The organism is Petrotoga mexicana DSM 14811 (genome assembly GCF_002895565.1).
Taxonomy (GTDB): domain Bacteria; phylum Thermotogota; class Thermotogae; order Petrotogales; family Petrotogaceae; genus Petrotoga; species Petrotoga mexicana.
The window spans coordinates 295,332-313,826 of the sequence record NZ_AZRN01000034.1 but is presented as its reverse complement, the minus strand read 5'-3'; the positions used below and the strand labels follow the sequence as shown (position 1 = coordinate 313,826).

17 protein-coding genes are annotated in these 18,495 nt (G+C 32.6%); 8 read left to right on the top strand and 9 right to left on the bottom strand.

Features of this window, described 5'->3' with window-relative positions; genetic code table 11:
- Positions 1–10: 10 nt before the first annotated feature.
- Positions 11–2,065: a GGDEF domain-containing phosphodiesterase gene (locus tag X927_RS09390; RefSeq protein WP_103077800.1), complete on the bottom strand. Its 2,055-nt coding sequence runs from the start codon at positions 2,063–2,065 to the stop codon at positions 11–13.
- A gap of 181 nt (positions 2,066–2,246) precedes the next feature.
- On the opposite strand from X927_RS09390, the gene X927_RS09385 reads away from it, so the two are divergent.
- Both X927_RS09385 and X927_RS09380 read left to right on the top strand, forming a co-directional pair.
- Positions 2,247–3,125 (top strand): acetamidase/formamidase family protein, encoded by an 879-nt coding sequence (locus X927_RS09385; RefSeq protein WP_342750029.1) that lies wholly within the window; start codon positions 2,247–2,249, stop codon positions 3,123–3,125.
- 31 nt (positions 3,126–3,156) lie between these two features.
- The gene (locus X927_RS09380; protein ID WP_103077799.1) at positions 3,157–4,035 is read left to right on the top strand and encodes an AEC family transporter; all 879 of its coding nucleotides are present in this window, start codon (positions 3,157–3,159) and stop codon (positions 4,033–4,035) included.
- Here X927_RS09380 and X927_RS09375 read toward each other — a convergent pair whose 3' ends face one another.
- The 8 genes from X927_RS09375 to X927_RS09340 are packed head-to-tail and all read right to left on the bottom strand — an operon-like array spanning position 4,036 to position 12,649.
- Positions 4,036–5,592 (bottom strand): alpha/beta hydrolase family protein, encoded by a 1,557-nt coding sequence (locus X927_RS09375; protein ID WP_169925223.1) that lies wholly within the window; start codon positions 5,590–5,592, stop codon positions 4,036–4,038.
- Between the two features lie 39 nt (positions 5,593–5,631).
- Positions 5,632–7,311 (bottom strand): putative ABC transporter permease subunit, encoded by a 1,680-nt coding sequence (locus X927_RS09370; RefSeq protein ID WP_103077797.1) that lies wholly within the window; start codon positions 7,309–7,311, stop codon positions 5,632–5,634.
- A complete protein-coding gene (locus X927_RS09365) occupies positions 7,274–8,026 on the bottom strand; it encodes an ABC transporter ATP-binding protein (RefSeq protein WP_103077796.1) in 753 nt (250 codons plus the stop codon). Before X927_RS09365 ends, X927_RS09370 begins: the two co-directional genes overlap by 38 nt.
- Positions 8,019–9,257 carry a peptidase U32 family protein gene (locus X927_RS09360; protein WP_103077795.1) on the bottom strand — a complete coding sequence of 413 codons (1,239 nt, stop codon included), beginning with the start codon at positions 9,255–9,257 and terminating at the stop codon, positions 8,019–8,021. The genes X927_RS09365 and X927_RS09360 overlap by 8 nt, the downstream gene beginning before the upstream one ends.
- On the bottom strand, positions 9,254–10,606 hold the full coding sequence (locus X927_RS09355) for a hypothetical protein (protein WP_103077794.1): 1,353 nt from the start codon (positions 10,604–10,606) through the stop codon (positions 9,254–9,256). The genes X927_RS09360 and X927_RS09355 overlap by 4 nt, the downstream gene beginning before the upstream one ends.
- A gap of 5 nt (positions 10,607–10,611) precedes the next feature.
- Entirely contained in the window at positions 10,612–11,589 is a 978-nt protein-coding gene (locus tag X927_RS09350; RefSeq protein WP_245855518.1) for an AI-2E family transporter, read from the bottom strand.
- Between the two features lie 39 nt (positions 11,590–11,628).
- Positions 11,629–12,183: a DUF4416 family protein gene (locus tag X927_RS09345; RefSeq protein ID WP_103077792.1), complete on the bottom strand. Its 555-nt coding sequence runs from the start codon at positions 12,181–12,183 to the stop codon at positions 11,629–11,631.
- On the bottom strand, positions 12,170–12,649 hold the full coding sequence (locus X927_RS09340) for a hypothetical protein (RefSeq protein ID WP_146026604.1): 480 nt from the start codon (positions 12,647–12,649) through the stop codon (positions 12,170–12,172). Before X927_RS09340 ends, X927_RS09345 begins: the two co-directional genes overlap by 14 nt.
- Before the next feature lie 296 nt (positions 12,650–12,945).
- Here X927_RS09340 and X927_RS09335 point away from each other — a divergent pair, with 296 nt between their 5' ends.
- The 6 genes from X927_RS09335 to X927_RS09310 all read left to right on the top strand — a co-directional run bounded on the left by X927_RS09335 (position 12,946) and on the right by X927_RS09310 (position 18,489).
- Positions 12,946–14,625 carry an acyl-CoA mutase large subunit family protein gene (locus X927_RS09335; protein WP_103077790.1) on the top strand — a complete coding sequence of 560 codons (1,680 nt, stop codon included), beginning with the start codon at positions 12,946–12,948 and terminating at the stop codon, positions 14,623–14,625.
- Positions 14,626–14,680: 55 nt separating this feature from the next.
- Positions 14,681–15,082: a cobalamin B12-binding domain-containing protein gene (locus X927_RS09330; RefSeq protein ID WP_103077789.1), complete on the top strand. Its 402-nt coding sequence runs from the start codon at positions 14,681–14,683 to the stop codon at positions 15,080–15,082.
- The gene (locus X927_RS09325; RefSeq protein WP_103077788.1) at positions 15,060–15,992 is read left to right on the top strand and encodes an ArgK/MeaB family GTPase; all 933 of its coding nucleotides are present in this window, start codon (positions 15,060–15,062) and stop codon (positions 15,990–15,992) included. The genes X927_RS09330 and X927_RS09325 overlap by 23 nt, the downstream gene beginning before the upstream one ends.
- On the top strand, positions 15,976–16,380 hold the full coding sequence (gene mce, locus X927_RS09320) for a methylmalonyl-CoA epimerase (protein WP_103077787.1): 405 nt from the start codon (positions 15,976–15,978) through the stop codon (positions 16,378–16,380). The genes X927_RS09325 and mce overlap by 17 nt, the downstream gene beginning before the upstream one ends.
- 137 nt (positions 16,381–16,517) lie before the next feature.
- Complete coding sequence (locus X927_RS09315) at positions 16,518–18,074, top strand: acyl-CoA carboxylase subunit beta (protein ID WP_103077786.1); 1,557 nt, start codon at positions 16,518–16,520, stop codon at positions 18,072–18,074.
- Between the two features lie 13 nt (positions 18,075–18,087).
- Positions 18,088–18,489 (top strand): OadG family transporter subunit, encoded by a 402-nt coding sequence (locus X927_RS09310; protein WP_169925222.1) that lies wholly within the window; start codon positions 18,088–18,090, stop codon positions 18,487–18,489.
- Positions 18,490–18,495 lie beyond the last annotated feature (6 nt).

The window sequence follows — 18,495 nt, the reverse complement described above, 5'->3', positions numbered from 1 at the left end:
CCTCTCCCGTTTATATCCTAATTCTTTCTCTTTTAAGAAAAAGTTTGAACTGCTCAAAGGGTAAAGGCTTACTAAAATAATAACCTTGTACCTCGTAGCACCCTTCCTTTTGAAGAAACAATAACTGTTCTTTATTTTCCACACCTTCTGCAATAACTTCAAATCCTAAGCTTTTAGACATTGAAATAATACTTGATACTAATCTTTGAGACGTCTCGTCATGTAAAACATTATCAATAAAACTTTTATCTATTTTTATCTTATCAATATCCAATTTATTTAAATAGGAAAGAGAAGAAAATCCTGTTCCAAAATCATCAAGGGCTATCTTTAATCCTATTTCTTTCAAAGCTTCTACTTTTTTCTGAGCTGAATAAAAATCTTCAATGAATAGATCTTCTGTTAGCTCAATTCCTAAGTAGGAGGGGTTTAAATTATATCTATGCAACATACTTTCAATGCTATATAAAAAATCCTCTCTTTCAAAAAATGATTTTGAGACATTGAAAAAAATCCTTATGTTTTTATTCAATGATTCATTTATAACTCTTGCATTCTTTATTGTTTCCTCTAAAACAAATTGATCGATCCTCTCCATGAGTGCTTTCTTTTTAGCAATACCTAAAAATACGTTTGGAGACAAAATGGAACCATCCGCTTTTTGCAGTCTAATTAAAGCCTCGGCACCTATTATATTCATCCCTTTTGTGTCTATTTGCGGCTGAAAGTACATCAATAGTCCATTATTATCTAACGCTAAATTTATCTCATCTTCGATTTTCTTTTCAAATCCAAAAATTTTCGATAATTCGGGTGAATAAAAATTGATAGATTGTCTCATTGAATTTTTTAAAGCCATTTCTGCCTGATTTATTAAATCTTCAGGACTTGTTGAATTTGCTTGATAGTTACTTATACCTATCTTTATTTTCAAAAAAATTCTTTCACCCAATATTTGAACAGGTGTTGATAACTTCTTTAAAAGGTTTGTCGCTAGACTTTCTAACTCATCTATACCTTCAAAAGCTCCAAAAAAAGCAAACTCATCTTTCGAAATTACTGAAACAAAGTATCGTTTGCCAACAATTTCAGTAATTTTCTCGGCTACCTCTTTTATAACGCGATTCATCGTTTCCAACCCATGAAAATCAATTAATTCATGTAATTCATCAATTTTCATTATTAAAAGAGCAAATTTATTTTCTTCTGAATTTTTCTGAAGAACATTTTCTATTCTTTCCAATAGACTTTTCAAGTTAGGTAAACCTGTCAAAGAATCATATTTCAGCACTCTCAATATTTCTTCTTCTTTTTTAAGGTTATTAGTAATATCAGTATTTATAGCCATATATCCTATTATTTTGTTGTTGTATCCTTTAATTTCAAAGAAATTTGAATGCAAAAATATCATTTCACCATTCTTTTTTCTGTCTATTATTCTTCCGCTCCAAAATCCCTTTGATTTAAGTTCGTACCACATCTGCTCATAAAAATTCTTATCATGCATATTTGAAGCCCAAAAGTGAGGATTTTTCCCTATAACCTCATCAAGAGTATAGCCAGTCATTTTTAAAAAAGCATTGTTTACCCTTACTACTTTGTTATTTTTATCAGTTATAACTATAGCCTGAGGTGAATTGTCAAACATCTCTTTTGGAAAAAATGTATCTGGGCTCATTAATCCAAAATTTTGATCAGGATTGCGAACCAAAATGTATAAAACATCTTTATCATACTTTCTTTTTCTCTTTCCGATTAAATCAAAGGTATTAAAACCTTTTTTATTCCTTTTCAGGGAAACTCTCAACGTCCACTCAGTCTCGTATTCACTGTTATAAACTTTATCGGTTAACTTTTGAACATCTTCTTCTTTTATAAGAGCTAATAATTCATCTAGATTATTGGGAAGTTCGTTTTTCCCAACACCAGTTATTTGTTTCAAATTTTCTGAATACAAGATCTTCCTATCTGACAGATCTATTCGCATTATTGCTCCTGTATACATCTCTGAGGCGGACTCATACATGTCTAATAATTCTTTAACTGCCTTTTCATCAATATCCATACTAACCTCTTTTTTTGAAAATTATTTTTTGTGAATCTTTTATAGTAATAGATAATTAAAATTTGTATGATAAAATATACTCTGATTATATTATATTCTTTTTAATTTAAATATAAATAAAAATAAAAATTTAAAAAGTATTTCTTTAATTTACAGAAAATACCAAAAGAGGTGATCAATGTTGATGAAAATTAAAAAAGAAAACTCTATATTTAATTTTTCTAAAACAAATACTCCTATAGCTAAAGTTAAACCCAAAGAAAAAATCTGCATAGAGACAAAAGATGCTTTAAGTGATGAAATAAGATCTGAGAACCAGCCTTTCGAGTCAATAAACTGGGAAAAAGTTAATCCAGCTACAGGTCCTCTTTTCATTGAAGGGGCAAAAGAGGGAGACATTTTAGAAGTTAATATAGAAAATATAAAAATAACTCGAGATTACGGTGTAATGTTGACGGGCAAAGATATGGGAGTTTTAGAGGATGCTTTTGAACGAAGTTTTATAAAAATAGTGCCAATAAAGGAAAACAAAGCTTTTCTATACGACTACGAAATCCCTTTAAAATCTATGATAGGGGTTATTGGTACCGCTCCTAAAGAAGGAAGTATTCCTTGTGGTACACCTGGAGAGCATGGTGGAAACATGGATTGTAATATCATTGGAGAAGGAACTACCGTGTACCTACCTGTACATGTTGAAGGAGCTTTATTTGCTTTAGGCGATTTACATGCCGCTATGGGCGATGGAGAAGTTTGCGTAACAGGTGTCGAAATTCCGGCTGAAGTATCCGTTTCATTCAATATAATAAAAGACAAGGATTGGAAATTGCCTATGGTGAAAACTGAAAAAAATATTTATACGTTAGCTTCCAAGCCATCTTTAGATGAAGCTTCCATTACAGCTACAAAAAATATGGTGCATTTTTTGTGCCAAGAATATAAATTGAGTAAAGAAAAAGCTATGTTCTTGCTTAGCGCTATTGGAAATCTTCAGATTTGCCAAGTGGTTGATCCTTTAAAAACTGTAAGAATGGAACTACCGTTAGAATTCCTAAAATAGATATTTTCAGCAATAAAAGGAGAGTAAGTTTGTGACGGCACTTATAAACTTCGTAATAATAGCAACCATAGGAAACATATCTAAAAGATTTTTACCTGAAAATACGGGTGATATTCTAACAACTTTGATAATCAATTTTACACTTCCCATGACTGTATTCATAGGTATAACTTCATCTCAAATAGATTTATCCAAATTATTTTTTGTTCTGATAGGTTTTTTAGGTGGTTTGCTGATCTTTTGGGGTGGAAAGTTTTTATTAAGAACTTTAAAAATCGAAGATGTAAAAATAAGTACAGTAATACTATTAGCTTTTTGTGGATTGAATATTGGCCTTTTCATGTACCCTTTGGCAGAAATGTTATGGGGCATTGAATCCATAACTTACTTTGCACTTTACGACTTAGGAAACAGTTTTATCGTATTTGGAGTTGGCAAGTCTGTTGCTGAAGGAAAAGGAGGCAAGTTCCACATTGTAGATCTGTTTGAATTTCCTCCTTTTATAGCTTTAATTTTAGCATTTCTTCTAAACGGCGTTAATTTACCTGAATTTGTACTTTCACCTATGATGGTTATAAAAGATGCCAATAATTTTTTGATAATGTTTTTAGTAGGATTTTATTTCAATATAGTATCTCTAAAAGCTCACAGAAGGATTTTAACGATTTCTGTAACCACAAAGTATTTATTGGGACTTATAGTTTCGTTATTCACTTTACTAATCCCTGTAAGTACAGAACTGCAAAGAATTTCTCTTTTTCTTTCCCCATTGCTACCAAGTGCAATGATGGCGATCGTTTATTCGGTAAAAAACAACTATGACTCCGAACTCGCTAGCAGTTTCGTGAGTCTGACAACTCTTATTTCTTTCATAATTGTATTTGTTGTAACAGCGATAATGGGGTTTTGATCAAAGTCCCTGGCTTTCCAACCAAAGTGCGATTTGATCGACTACTTTATCTTCAAATTTTAATGTTTGGAAGTTGACAAGCTCGTGAGCCATATTCTCTATGTAAACTATTTCTAAATCATTTTTCTTTTTCAATTCTTTTTCATATTCTTTTAAGAGCTCGTAGGGCGTCTTCAAATCTTGTGTGCCATTGATTATTAATAACGGAACATTCATATTCACAAACTTTTCTACCATACTTCGACTTAGTTCACTCCATCGAGTTAAAAATTCTCCACTATAATAATCTAAATATAGCTCGTTTGGGTCTATTTCTTCTTTTTTCATACTTTCATTTACTTTTTTTGCCTCTGTCAAAACGTCTTCCAACATTACTATAACACTATCTAATGAATTGTCAGTATTAAGCTTTTTATAATAATCTATTTGATATTCTACTTGGTAAACTATTTGTTCTGTAATCTCTAGCAAAGCTGGAGAAAGAGCAACAGCAACAAGTACTTCTTCTCCTTCAATTATATAAGGTAAGAAAGAAGCTCCTTGACTGTGACCAATAACGATTATTTTTTCTTTATCAACTTCTGGTAGGGTTTTTAAGTATCTTATAGCTGCTTTTGCATCTTTGATAAACACGTCTGGCATAACCTTGGAAAAATTTTGGCCGTTTTTTGCCATGGTGAAATTTCTTTTGTCGTATTTTAGAACAATATATCCTTCTTCAACTAGGCCTTCTGAAAGGTGCAAAAAAGGTGTAAGTATTCCTCCAGTTTCATTTCTGTCAAGTGAACCTGAACCATGTACCAAGACAATACCGAATGCCTTCTTATTTTTATCAACTTCTTTTGGAAGCATCAGAGAACCTTCCAATTTAAAGCCATCGAAGCTGTCAAAAACAATCTCTTTTTCAACGTAATTTTTCGCTTTTGCTTCTTTCTTTTGCATTGTCACTTCAATCGATTGAGAAGGTATCTCAACCTTGGTGATTTTACCGTCTTGAAAGACTACATTCTGTGCTAAACCCGAAGACAAAATTACAAAATTTTGAGGATCTTTATACTCAATTTCCACGTCTAAAATTGCATTGTTCCAAGTTGTCTGGTTTAGAGACAATTGAGGAACAAATGCTGAATATTTACCTTCGGGCAAATTTTTATAATAAAGGGCGAATATATGGTCTAAAATGAAGTTATTATCTAAAATAATTACGTTTTCTACGTTATAATTTTTTAAATTTATACCGTTGAATTGATTTGTGACCTTTTTCCCGTTGTAAGTACTTACCAAAGTTCCTTGCTTTTGATTGTAAACAAAAATATCTAGTGAATATTCTTGAAATGTCCATGAATCATCATATTTTGTTTCTGAAACAAATCTTAGGGTGTTTTCCCCTATATTTAAAATAGAGGTAGTTTTTCCCAAATAATTGGCTGCATCAAACTCCACGATAATATTTCCAATCTCTGCATCGTTTTGATAAATATAATACTGATAACTTTCTGAAAAAGCCAGCATAAAGCTAAACATAACCGGTAAAATTAAAACAAAAAACTTCTTCACATACATCACCTCTTGCAGTTTTTTTAAAAACAATTACTATTATAATTCTCTACTTAGAAGCTGAACGGTTTTTCTTTTTAAATATCTCCATAGTATTAAGCTAAAAATCAAGAATATGAAGTTTAGAATGATGAAAATAAGATACTGATCGAATAATGGAACCAATTTATATATCAAGAACCCTACGATTCCTACAACTCCAAAAACCAACAATATAGCAAGCAAACCATTTATATTTTGTTTCATCGCCTTCTGTGGATTATCCCAGTTTAAGTATGGTTTTGAAGCATCAATAATCATTTGAATTATATTTAGAAACAAATTAAAAATAATCGCTAAGATCATGGCTCCGCAAAATTCATAAAGATTTAGTTTAAAAAGCAATGTCCCAATAATTAAACCAGAAACAAAACCTAATGAGCTTATTTGTACAATATGTTTAATTTTGGCCCTTAAAATTTGATCCACATTAACAGGTAGTATTTTCAGTTCTTTTATTAACCCTCCTTCCCTTGAAAAACATGAGTAAGAAAGACCATTTATAGACGAAGCTAAAGTTGCAACAAAACCAACAATAAATAATTTGTATTGTAATATCGTACTTATTATTTCATTACTTAACCCTAATTCCACATTATTGAATATAATACCAAAGACTATCAATATTATTGGAAAGGCCAAAACATTACTAAATCCATTGACTGAAAATGAAGGTGTTTTCAAAAAATACAGCCACTCTCTTTTCAATAGAGCTTTGTCTACTGTAGATTCTTTAGTGAAGAAGTTATAAGTTCCTTGAGTTTTAGATTTTCTAAGTAAAGGTTTTGATTCTATCAGAGAAGAATAATTAGAATAATATAATTTTTCACCAACATACAACGTTAAAATTAATAGGGATAAATGAAAGCCCAGGAACAATAAAAGCCATGCTAAATTTAAAAAAATGCCACTAGTTAAAGATTTTACGGCTAAAAAAGCAGGGGGATAAATCCTTGCTAACTTAGTAATGACGCTATCGGGATTGATAGAAATATTGGGTATTTCGTTGCTATTTTGCGTATTTATTGAGAAATTTGACCCTGATAAAAACAAATATAAACCAAAGATAACCATAAGAAAAATTGTTGATAAATACAAGAAGAGCTCTCGCCTATTAGATTTTTTAAATAGTTTTGAAGTCAACAACGCATACAATAAAATCAAGGTCATTGGAAATACTTGCGAAAAAAGAAAAATAATTATGAATATTAAATAATATAAAAAACCTTGTTTAGTATAAACCCCAAAATAAATCAAAGAAGGCAGCAATAATATCAATGAAATAAACATTTGATCAAATAAAATCACAGATAATTTCCCTAAAATAACTTCATAAGGTTTCAAAGGTAAGGTTAATAAAAGATTCATATCTTTATTGATAAATAATTCTCCAATCAGCAGAAAAGCACCTAAGAAGAAGCCAAAAAAACCAGCTAAGACAAAAAAGTTTGCCAGAAATAATGGCTGTATATTCAAGATTGTGTAAGTCTCCAAAGTAGTTTTAAGCATGTTAAGGTATAGAGGTGAATATGCAACAACGATTAGTACAAAGACGCAAAAAAGGACTATAAAAGTAATTAAATCACTTTTATTCCTTTTTATGGAGTATTTAGTTTTGGAAATTCCATAGTGCTGATCTAATTTAATCAAGATAAGAGAAATCAATCTTTTCGCTTTCACTATTTGTCACCTCTAAGAATATTTGTTCCAAACTTTTATCCCCTTTGAGCTTTCTTAGATCTTTTATAGAACCTTCAAATATGATCCTTCCCTTATCAATGATGGCTATTTCATCACAAACTTTTTCTGCAATTTCCATAATATGTGTGGAAAAAAATACTATATTTCCTGCTTCCACATATTTTTTCATAAGATTTTTCAAAATAAAAGCTGATTCAGGATCAAGCCCAACAATTGGTTCGTCGAGAATCCAGAACTTTGGATTGTGAATCAACGCAGCAATCAGAGCTAATTTCTGTTTCATCCCATGGGAATAAGTAGAAATAGGGTTGCTAATAGAGCTTTCGAGCTTAAAGGTTTTTATCAACCACTCCCCTCTTTTTTTGCGTTCTTCAAGTGATACCTCAAACACGTCGCTTATAAAATTTAGATAAGATATTCCAGTTATTTTTTCAAATAGAAATGGTTCATCCGGAACAAAACCTATCAACTTTTTTATCTTTATTGATTCTTTTTGAAAATCCATACCATCATAAATAATTCTTCCAGAAGTTGGTTTGTACAAACCTGTGATCATGTTTATAGTGGTTGTTTTTCCTGCACCGTTAGGTCCTAAAAACCCGAAAATTTTTCCATCTTCTATTTCCAAGTTTACATGATCCACCGCCACCACATTTTCCGAAAAACGTTTTGTAAGATCAATCAATTCAATCAATGTGTTTATTGCCTCCTTTGTCAGGAACTCGGATTAAATCACCGACGTCCAGGGAATTATACTCCTTCAAAATAATTTTTTGATTTGGATTAGCACTATCTATTAAACTACCATCTTCAAGATTTACTATTTGATCCAATAATACTTTAGTATTTTCACCTTTTTTGGTTACAATCTCTAATTCTTCACCCTTTTCTATCTTATTCCTGACATCAACAACATATTGATCTTCAGATATCTTTTCTATAATTTTCCCCACAAATTTGTAATTTCTAATGTAGGACGAAGTCTTATAATTTTGGGAGTTTTCACCCGGTTTATGAAAATAAAAACCTGATGTGTACTCTCTGTGACTAACACTTTCGAGTTCTTTTTTTAAACTATCGATAAGTTCTTTAGTGTATTCTTTGTTGTAATAACTATCTATTGCTTGCCTGTATACTTTAGTCGTCATTCCTGCATAATAACTACTTTTCATCCTTCCTTCTATCTTTAAACTATCAACCCCGGTTTCGATTATTTTGTCGAGAAAATCAACAGTACAAAGGTCTTTAGAATTCATAATGTAAGTTCCTCTTTCATCTTCAAACACAGGAAAATATTCCCCAGGTCTTTTTTCTTCCATTAGATAGTACTTCCATCTGCAAGGCTGTGTACATTGGCCTCTGTTGGCATCTCGTCCCGTTAAGTAATTACTTAATAGACATCTGCCTGAAATAGATACACACATCGCTCCATGAATAAATACTTCAATGTCTATATCTGGGACTTTTTCTCTGATTTCTGATATTTCTTTTAATGAAAGTTCTCTTGCCAATATGACCCTCTTCGCTCCTAAATCTCTCCACATGGCAACACTGGCCCAATTGGTGTTACTTGCCTGAGTACTTACGATCAAAGGTAAGTTTGAGTTTCTTTTCACAATATTAAATACACCCAAATCCGCGACTATTACCCCATCCACTTTTAATCTTTCCAAATAATTTACATAATCAGGTAAGAGTTCCAATTCAGAATTGTGGGGTATTGCATTGAGAGTTACAAAGAGTTTCTTTTGTAATTTTCTAGCCAATTTTACCGCCTTTTCCAATTCTTCATCTTCAAAATTTTTGGAAAATGCCCTTAAATTTAGAATTTTTCCACCAATGTATGCGGCATCGGCACCATAGTGATACACAGTTTCCAATTTTTCAAAGTTCCCTGCGGGGGATAACAACTCGACTTTTTTCATGGCAATAAAAAGTTCACCTCGAATAAATAAGATATCAAAAATGTCTCAAATTTTTCCTCACCATTTTTCAAAGATTTCCATTTCATCTCAAAATCTCCCATCTTTGTATTGAATAAGAAACTGAAAACATTGCTATCGATTATACCTTTTGAGTTCGTTCCATAATCCCAGATGTAATTGAAATAACCTTTTTCAAAGGCTAAGGTTAAATCAACACTATTAATTTTGGAATCTTCCCCATACTTGAAACCAAAAGGATAGTCAAAAAAAATTCTGGCACCAGGTTCGGAAGATAAAGCGATGGTTCTGTAGTATAAGTTATCGTATGGATAAACGCTTGAAAAAAAGTTATCTTGTATTTTGTATCTTTCAACACCAATTCTAAATTTGGCACCTTCAAAATCAAAGGTCTTTGAAAGGCCTAAACCATAACCACTGCTATTTGTGTCATAATTAAATGCATATTCATTATCTATATTTATATCCCAAAAAGGGATAATCTTCATGTACCCACCATATACACCCACGTCGGATATTATAAACATATTTACAGGATTAGGTAGCTCTCCTGCCACCTGATTCAATGAGCTTATTCCCAAATAAAGTTTTTCGTTTGGATTATAATTTAAACCATTATAAAAAGCATTTCTAAAGGCGATAAACTCGTCATCCATCGCAGCATACTCTTCTTTTGAAAGCAAAGGCACCATGGATAAAACAGAGAAATCGTAATCTAATTTATCATTAAAAGAATAAGAAATAGCCAAGGTATCATAATAAGGAGAGTTATCAGATAAGACTAAGTTGTATTTCATAGGACCGTATGAAAGAGGGACTCTTCCCACCAAAAAACTAAGATCTTCTTTATTGTAAGATAAATAAGAATAAGTGGGAAAATCTAAAGAGATATAAACCAAAGACGGAAGGTCGAAAAGACTGTAATTTTCATAAGTAAAATAAGAGGTATCACTTAACCTGAAATCAGCGATGAACTGTGCATAAAAATAATCGCTATAATAATTTTTGATTCCGAACGTGAATAAATTCCCGTTTTCTACAACAAAATCTCTGAATAAGAGTTCATTTATCTCTGTACTTCTATACCAGCCTTGAGATAGATCAAAATTATCTATGATTCTGTCCTCGTATTTTAAATCCATTGAAAAGTGTATATAATTTTCAAAACTTTCTGGAATATTTTTTAAATCTCCATAAATTGGGTATTTTAAATAGACTTCCCCTAACTTTTTAAAATAGTATTCGGGATCATTTTCTGTTAGCAGATTGGCAGCTGAGAAACTGAATATTGTCAACAAAATGTTTATTAAAAAAAGATAAAATCTTTTCATTTAAATCACTTGATTTTTAACACAAAATATTCCCAAAAGTTCCTAAGATAAACAACTATCGGAAGGGCGATAAGAATGCCTAAAAAACTAAATAACTCACCAAATAAAAGTATAGATATTATTATTACAAACCAATGTAAATCGAGAGCATTACTTTGGATTCTCGGACTGAAGAACCACATTTCCAACTGATTAGCAATAGTTAAAATTGCTAAACCTATTATTAGACCGATTAGCCCGTTTTCTGTAAAAGCTAACATCAATAAAGGAACTGCCGAAATAACTACTCCTAAATAGGGAATAAAATCGGTGATCCAAGCTAAAATACCTAAAAAAAGTGCACTAGGTATACGAAAGATGAAAGACGTTAACCCAATGAAAGTTCCTACCATTATAGCTGTCAAAAATTGGCCATGTACAAATCTTTCAAATTGTGAGTAGGTATCCTTTATAAATTTCAAACCTTTTTCTCTGTCATTTACAGGGTAAAGTTTCCATAAATTATTCTTGGTGATCGTTTTTAAGGAACCTATAGCCGCAGTTGTTACCACCAAGACTATAGCTGAAGTTATCAAATTTGGAATGGATGATAAAAGCTGGTTCATCAAGCCTAAAGCAAAATCAGAAAGATTTTTGTTCAAATCATTGATAAATGTTACCAACCATTCAGGCAGTTGAGTCAGTGCTTCTTCTTGAGGAATTGTTAAAGAAGAAAGCATAGAAAACAGGGTCCTACCTTCATTAATAATAACGGGGAAAAACGTAATCGCGGCATATAAGACTAACCCTAAGACAAGTATATGCGATAAAACAGCAGATAATTTAGAATTCATAACCTTAGAAAACAAATTTTGTGGTGCTTCTATGAGCATAGACAAAAAAACACCCAAAATCAACGCTGCAATAATAAAAGGAGAAAAATGAGCCAAAAACAGAAATACAACTAAATATATTAGTGACAACCAACCACCTTGTGACAACAATATTTTCACCATCCATATTATTAAAAATTAATAATCACATTACGATATATAATTTTTTCTTTTCTTCAGATAAATATCTCTGATAGCATCTAACTCATTTAAATATTCAGGATCTTTAAAATTAGCGTAAGTGTATTTGAGAGGTTCCCATTGCCCAAAATTGTACATTAAGGTAATTTCCGCATATATACCTTTGCCAATATAAATCCTATTTCCCCAATGTTTTGTGCTCGCTAAAACAAATTGAGTGTGGTGAAGATAGCCGATGTCTATATTTACTTTTCTTTTACCATCAACCGAGAAGTTATTCTCAATTTCATTCGTTATCAATTTCGCATCAGGCAAAAAACTGGGAGAACTTAGATATTTAAAACTCACCAACCTTGAATCAATTCGTATATTTTTACCCATTTCTTCGTTATAATAATTGGTAAAGCGCTGAAAATCTAATGAAGAAGAAATATAGTCAATTGGTCCAAAATGTTTTTCGAGCAACTCTTTCAAACCCATCTTATAAAACCATAAATCAGAATCTCCAGCAGTAAATACATGTGCCAAATAATTTACAAGATCTGGTGCTTTAGTCATTCCCATACGACAAACTCACCTCAAAATCTTCCAGTTTTACAGTATATTTGACAAGTGGTGTTTCTATAACCGTTTCACCTTGGTTACCGTGTATCTCCAAATTTTCTCCAAAAGCCAGTTGGATTTGAATATTCTGGCTTGGTGGAACCACAGTTTTGTTTACATATATTTCAGAAGTTCCTCTATTGATAATATTTAGTGTGTATATATTTCTTTGCAGTATATTATTGTAAAACCTTAAATCTTGGATTAGAAAATAAAGAAAAATTAAGTTAACGATCAAGAATGCTACCATCAAAAATTGAAATATTCTAAGTTTGTTATACGTCGTATCTTTCTTTTTTAGCTGGCCTTCTTCTTTTAACTCTTCATCTTCAAAGATTACATTTATCTCTTCATCTAATATAGTACTCAATCTCTTTGCTACATCTGTCAAAGAGACTTTGGAGAAGTACTCAAAGTCTCCGTTCATAAGATTTTCTAAGGTGGATAAAGGTATTTTTAAATTATCTGCTATTTGTTTTGGAGCATAATTGGATTTCTCAATTAATGACCTAAGGTCTTTGTCAAAATGTGCTTTTATCGTTTTTTACCTCCTTAAACTAGCTTTTTAAATTATAACACAATATTGCCTACGTTAATCAGCGAAATTATTTTTTGAAAATAAAAATTTGTAAATTTTAAAATAATAGGGTAAAATAATAATGACCCAGAGTATTGAAATTTTTTTCATAGTACATAAAAAATTTATTGTGGGAGGAAATTCCTATGTTTGAAAGAGAAAAAATTCATGAAATAGAAAACTCAAAAAAAGAATGGGAAGAGAAAAAATTAGAACCTACCTTAAAACGTTTCCCAGAGAGAAAAAAAGAATTCGTTACCTCATATGAAGATAAGATTGAACGGCTTTACACGCCTTTAGATATAAAAAACTTAGATTACATTAAAGATTTAGGCTTCCCTGGTGAATATCCTTTCACCAGAGGTGTACAACCAACCATGTACCGTGGTAAGTTGTGGACTATGCGTCAATATGCAGGATTTGGGTCTGCAGAAGAATCAAACAAAAGATATAAATACTTATTAGAACAAGGCCAAACAGGTTTATCCATAGCCTTTGATCTACCAACACAAATAGGATTTGACTCAGACGATCCCATGTCCGAGGGGGAAGTAGGAAAGGTTGGAGTAGCAATAGATTCATTAAGAGATATGGAGATTCTTTTCGACGGCATCCCTCTAGATAAGGTAAGTGTTTCAATGACTATCAACTCAACTGCGATGATTTTATTAGCAATGTTAATGGCTATTGCAAAAAAACAAGGTGTTCCTTATGAAAAGCTCAGAGGCACTATTCAGAATGATATTTTAAAAGAATACATAGCAAGGGGCACTTACATATTTCCACCTAAAGAATCTATGAAGTTGATAGTAGATATCTTTGATTATGGAAGCAAAAACCTTCCAAAATTTAACTTAATAAGTATCAGTGGTTATCATATTAGAGAAGCGGGTGCTAATGCGGTTCAAGAAGTAGCTTTCACATTGGCAGATGGAATATCCTATGTCGAGGCGGCAATTAAAGCCGGTTTAGATCCAAATGAATTTGGAACAAACCTTTCATTCTTTTTTAACGCCCATAACAACTTTTTAGAAGAAGTGGCAAAATTCAGGGCCGCTAGAAAGTTATGGGCCAGGATTATGAAAGAGCGGTTCGGTGTGACGGATGAAAAGGCGATGAAGTTGAAATTTCATACCCAGACTGCTGGTTCCACGTTAACCGCACAACAACCTTTAAACAACATAATAAGGGTAACCATTCAGGCTTTGGCTGCAATTTTGGGGGGCACTCAATCACTTCACACTAACTCTTACGATGAGGCTTTAGGACTGCCTACAGAACAATCCGTTACCGTCGCTTTAAGAACACAACAAATCATAGCCCACGAAATGGGAGTAAGCGAAACTGTAGATCCCCTAGGGGGATCGTTCGCTATAGAAAAATTAACCTTAGACATAGAAAAAGAAGCTCAAAAATATTTAGAAAAAATAGATGAGATAGGTGGAATGGTAAAAGCCATAGAAGCAGGATATCCCCAAAAAGAAATATTAAACAGTGCTTATAAAACACAAAAAAGAATAGAAAACAAAGAACAGATCATAGTGGGGGTTAATGAATACAATTCTGAAAAGAAAGAAAAGATAGATATCCTAAAAGTTGATGAAGAACAAGAAGAAAAGCAAATAGAAAAATTAAAGAATTTAAAAAAGAAAAGAGATAACACAAAAGTAGAACAATCTTTGAACAGATTGAAAAAGGCTGCAGTAAATGAGGAAAACTTATTTCCATATGTAATAGAATGTGTAGAAAACTACTCCACAGTAGGTGAAATAACAAAAATTCTAAAAGAAGTTTATGGTGAGTATCGTGAAAGTACTACAATCTAATTTCTATTTTTAATTTAACTGATTCTTTGCCATATCGAAAGGAGGCAGCATTGAAATGAGTACGAAGATCCGTGTATTAATAGCTAAACCAGGCCTCGATGGTCATGACCGCGGAGCCAAAGTTTTAGCAAGAACACTAAGAGACGCTGGAATGGAAGTAATCTACACAGGCATAAGAAGAACCCCAGAAGAAATTGTTGAAGCGGCAATACAAGAAGATGTTGATTTAATTGGTTTATCTATACTTTCAGGTGCACACAAAAAGTTATGTCAAAAAATACTAAATTTACTAAAAGAAAAGGAAGCTGATATTCCCGTGACCCTCGGGGGAATCATTCCAGAAGAAGATATCCCAGAACTAAAGAAAATGGGCATAATCGAAATTTTCACCCCAGGTACTTCCTTAAAAGAAATCATCGAGAAGGTGAAAGATATTGCAATGGGAAGAAAAGTATGAACAATTACTTCCAAAATTTAAAGCCCAAAATAAAACCGCTCTCGCAAAGATGATATCTTTATTAGAAGACAATTATTTACAAACCTGGGAAATTATTTCTCGATTACATTCGGATATTCAACCAAAAAACTCATATGTAATAGGTGTTACAGGTAGTCCTGGCGTCGGAAAAAGCTCTTTTATCTCAAGATTGGTCTCATTTTACTCCAATAAAGGTCAGAATATTGGAATAATCCTGATTGATCCCAGCAGTCCTTTCAGTGGTGGGGCTTTTTTGGGAGATAGGGTAAGAATGTTTGATTTAACCAACTCTTCTAACGTTTATATCAGAAGTATAGCAAGTAGAGGAGCAATGGGGGGAGTTTGCAATTCAATTTATGATATTATTGATGTAATGAAGGCATTTGGCTTCGATACAATAATCATAGAAACCGTAGGAACCGGTCAATCAGAGATCGATATATTCTATGCTTGTGACACTACTCTTTTAATATTATCTCCTGATTCTGGTGACGAAATTCAAATTTATAAGGCAGGAATAATGGAAATAGCTGATTGCTATATTGTTAATAAGATAGATCTACCTAATTCCAAAAGGTTTTTAATGTACTTAGAAAATTATTTGGATTCAAGAAACGAAGGTGATAAAAAGGTTTTTGGCGTTAGTTCTACTGAAAACAAAGGATTTGAAAAAGTTTACCAATGGTTAGAAACTAGCAGAAAACACTTTCAAATCCATAATTCAAAAGAAAATTTAAGAAAAAAAAGTCGCGTTAAAAACTATCTTTTCCATCTGATAGAAAATTTCTTGGAAGGTTATTCTTTAGAAAATCAAGATGCCGATTCCCTTAAAAAAGACGTTATAGCATTCATCTGTGAAGAGGAGGGAAACAATGGAGCCCAAAATTGACCACATCGGAATTGCTGTCAATTCCATAGAAGAAGCAATCAAGTTGTATAGGGACTTGCTTCATGTTGAAAAAAGTGCTGAAGAAATCCTTGAAGATAGGGGTATAAAAGTTACCTTTTTGTACATAAAAGATGTTAGAATAGAACTTATGGAACCTATGAGAGAAGACTCTGAAATATCAAATTTCTTAAAAAAACGAGGCGAGGGATTTCACCACATCGCATACCAAGTAGACAACATTAAAATGGTCATGGAAAACGCAAAAAAAATGGGTTACAAAACCTTATCTGATGAACCTAATCGAGGAGCAGGTGGAAGTTTAGTCTTCTTTTTACATCCAAAATTTGCTAACGGTATTTTAACCGAGTTTGTTGAGTATCGTAAATAATAAATTACGGGTTGCAGGGTCTAAGGGATTTTAGGTCCCTTCCTTTAAATGGATGGGGAGCGGGTCGAAGTGGTGCTGACACTACGTTTTAGAGTTTTCAAGTATAGTATAAATATCGCAATAAGGAGGCTTTATATATGCCAGATGAAGAACTAATTCAAAAAATAGAAGAGTTGAGAAAAAAGAAAGAATCCCTTCTTGTTGGAGGAGGAGAAGAGAGAATAGAAAAACAACATAAAACGGGTAAGTTAACAGCCCGTGAAAGAATAGAAGCTCTTGTAGATGAAGGTACTTTTGAAGAAATCGATATGTTGGTTAAACATAGATGCACATACTTCGGTTTAGATAAAAAAGAGTTTCCATACGATGGAGTTGTTACAGGATTTGGAGAGATCAAAGGCAAAAAAGTTGCTATTTTTTCCCAAGATTTCACCATTCAAGGTGGTTCCCTTGGAGAAATGCATGCAAAGAAAATAATGAAATTACAAGATTTGGCAATGAAATACGGCATTCCTTTAATCGGAATAAATGACTCTGGCGGAGCTAGAATACAGGAAGCCGTTGATGCCCTATATGGTTACGGCGGAATCTTTTATAGAAATACCCAGGCTTCTGGTGTAATTCCTCAAATAACCGTTATAGCTGGCCCGTGTGCAGGAGGGGCGGTTTACTCTCCAGCGATAACTGATTTTGTAATTATGGTGGATCAAACTTCACAAATGTTTATCACAGGCCCTCAGGTTATAAAAACTGTGACTGGAGAAAACATTGATAAAGAGAATCTGGGAGGAGCAAAGATTCATAACTCAAAAAGTGGTGTTGCCCACCTTTTGGCAAAAGACGATGAGGAAGCCATGGAACTTGTCAGAAAGCTACTTTCTTATATACCTTCAAACAATATGGATCCTGTAGAACCCACTGATTACGATAAAAGCTACGAATTACCTGAAGAAATAAACGAAATAGTTTCACCAAACCCGAAAAAAAGTTACGATGTAAAAGATTTAATCAAATTAGTATTTGATCCAGGTACCTTCTTCGAAATTCATCCTCATTTTGCCAAAAATATTGTCGTAGGCTTTGCGAGATTGGAAGGAAAATCTGTGGGGATCATAGCCAACCAACCAAAAATTTTGGCAGGTTCACTCGATATCGATGCTTCCGATAAAGCAGCCAGATTTATAAGATTCTGTGATTCTTTTAATATACCTATTATAACCTTTGTTGACACACCTGGATATTTACCGGGTGTATCTCAAGAACATGGAGGAATAATCCGACATGGAGCAAAGCTTTTGTATGCTTATTCTGAATCCACCGTTCCAATGATCACAGTAATTTTAAGAAAAGCCTATGGTGGAGCATATATTGCAATGGCTTCACAACATTTGGGCTCTGATTTTGTGTTCGCATACCCAACTGCGGAAATAGCCGTTATGGGATCCGAAGGAGCAGCAAACATTATTTTTGCTAAAGAAATTGAAAGTTCAGAAAATCCTGAAGAAACGAGAAAAAAACGTGTCGAAGAATACAAGGAGCGGTTTGCAAATCCCTATGAAGCAGCCTCAAGGGGCTATATAGAAGATGTTATAGAACCCATCGAAACAAGAAAAAAATTATCCGCTTCTCTTTCTATAGCTTACTCAAAGGTAAAACCAACTCCATCTAAAAAACATGGAAATATTCCTTTATGATGGAGGGGTAATTATGAAAAAGGTATGGTTTATTGCGTTAATGGGAATATCTATAGTTTTTTTATTGCTAATAATTTTAATGACGATTATTTGGCTTTTTCGCTTTTTCTTTAAAAGTAATAGTAATAACTCATCAGGTAAATCAAGTTTAGAAAAACCTCAAAAAGAGTACATAAAGCCACCACAAGTTAAAAGAATTGAAAACCATGAAAAAAAAGATAAAAGAGATGAAGAAGAACTTTTTGCTATCGTTTCAGCTATAACTACTTATCTTACTCATAAAGAATTCAAAATTGAAAGTATTAAAGAAGTTCCAAACAAAGAGTTAGAATCAAAAAGGGAAATTAAAACAAGGTGGATGAAACATGAACCTTCTATTTCTTGGAAACCTTATTACAAAAAAAGGTGGAGGTAAAGTAAA

Coding starts and splice junctions, on each gene's coding strand:
- X927_RS09390 (WP_103077800.1), bottom strand. CDS start 2,065: ATGGATATTGATGAAAAGGCAGTTAAAGAATTATTAGACATGTATGAG.
- X927_RS09360 (WP_103077795.1), bottom strand. CDS start 9,257: ATGAAAAAAGTCGAGTTGTTATCCCCCGCAGGGAACTTTGAAAAATTG.
- X927_RS09355 (WP_103077794.1), bottom strand. CDS start 10,606: ATGAAAAGATTTTATCTTTTTTTAATAAACATTTTGTTGACAATATTC.
- X927_RS09345 (WP_103077792.1), bottom strand. CDS start 12,183: ATGGGAATGACTAAAGCACCAGATCTTGTAAATTATTTGGCACATGTA.
- X927_RS09340 (WP_146026604.1), bottom strand. CDS start 12,649: ATGAACGGAGACTTTGAGTACTTCTCCAAAGTCTCTTTGACAGATGTA.
- X927_RS09335 (WP_103077790.1), top strand. CDS start 12,946: ATGTTTGAAAGAGAAAAAATTCATGAAATAGAAAACTCAAAAAAAGAA.
- X927_RS09330 (WP_103077789.1), top strand. CDS start 14,681: ATGAGTACGAAGATCCGTGTATTAATAGCTAAACCAGGCCTCGATGGT.
- mce (WP_103077787.1), top strand. CDS start 15,976: ATGGAGCCCAAAATTGACCACATCGGAATTGCTGTCAATTCCATAGAA.
- X927_RS09315 (WP_103077786.1), top strand. CDS start 16,518: ATGCCAGATGAAGAACTAATTCAAAAAATAGAAGAGTTGAGAAAAAAG.
- X927_RS09310 (WP_169925222.1), top strand. CDS start 18,088: ATGAAAAAGGTATGGTTTATTGCGTTAATGGGAATATCTATAGTTTTT.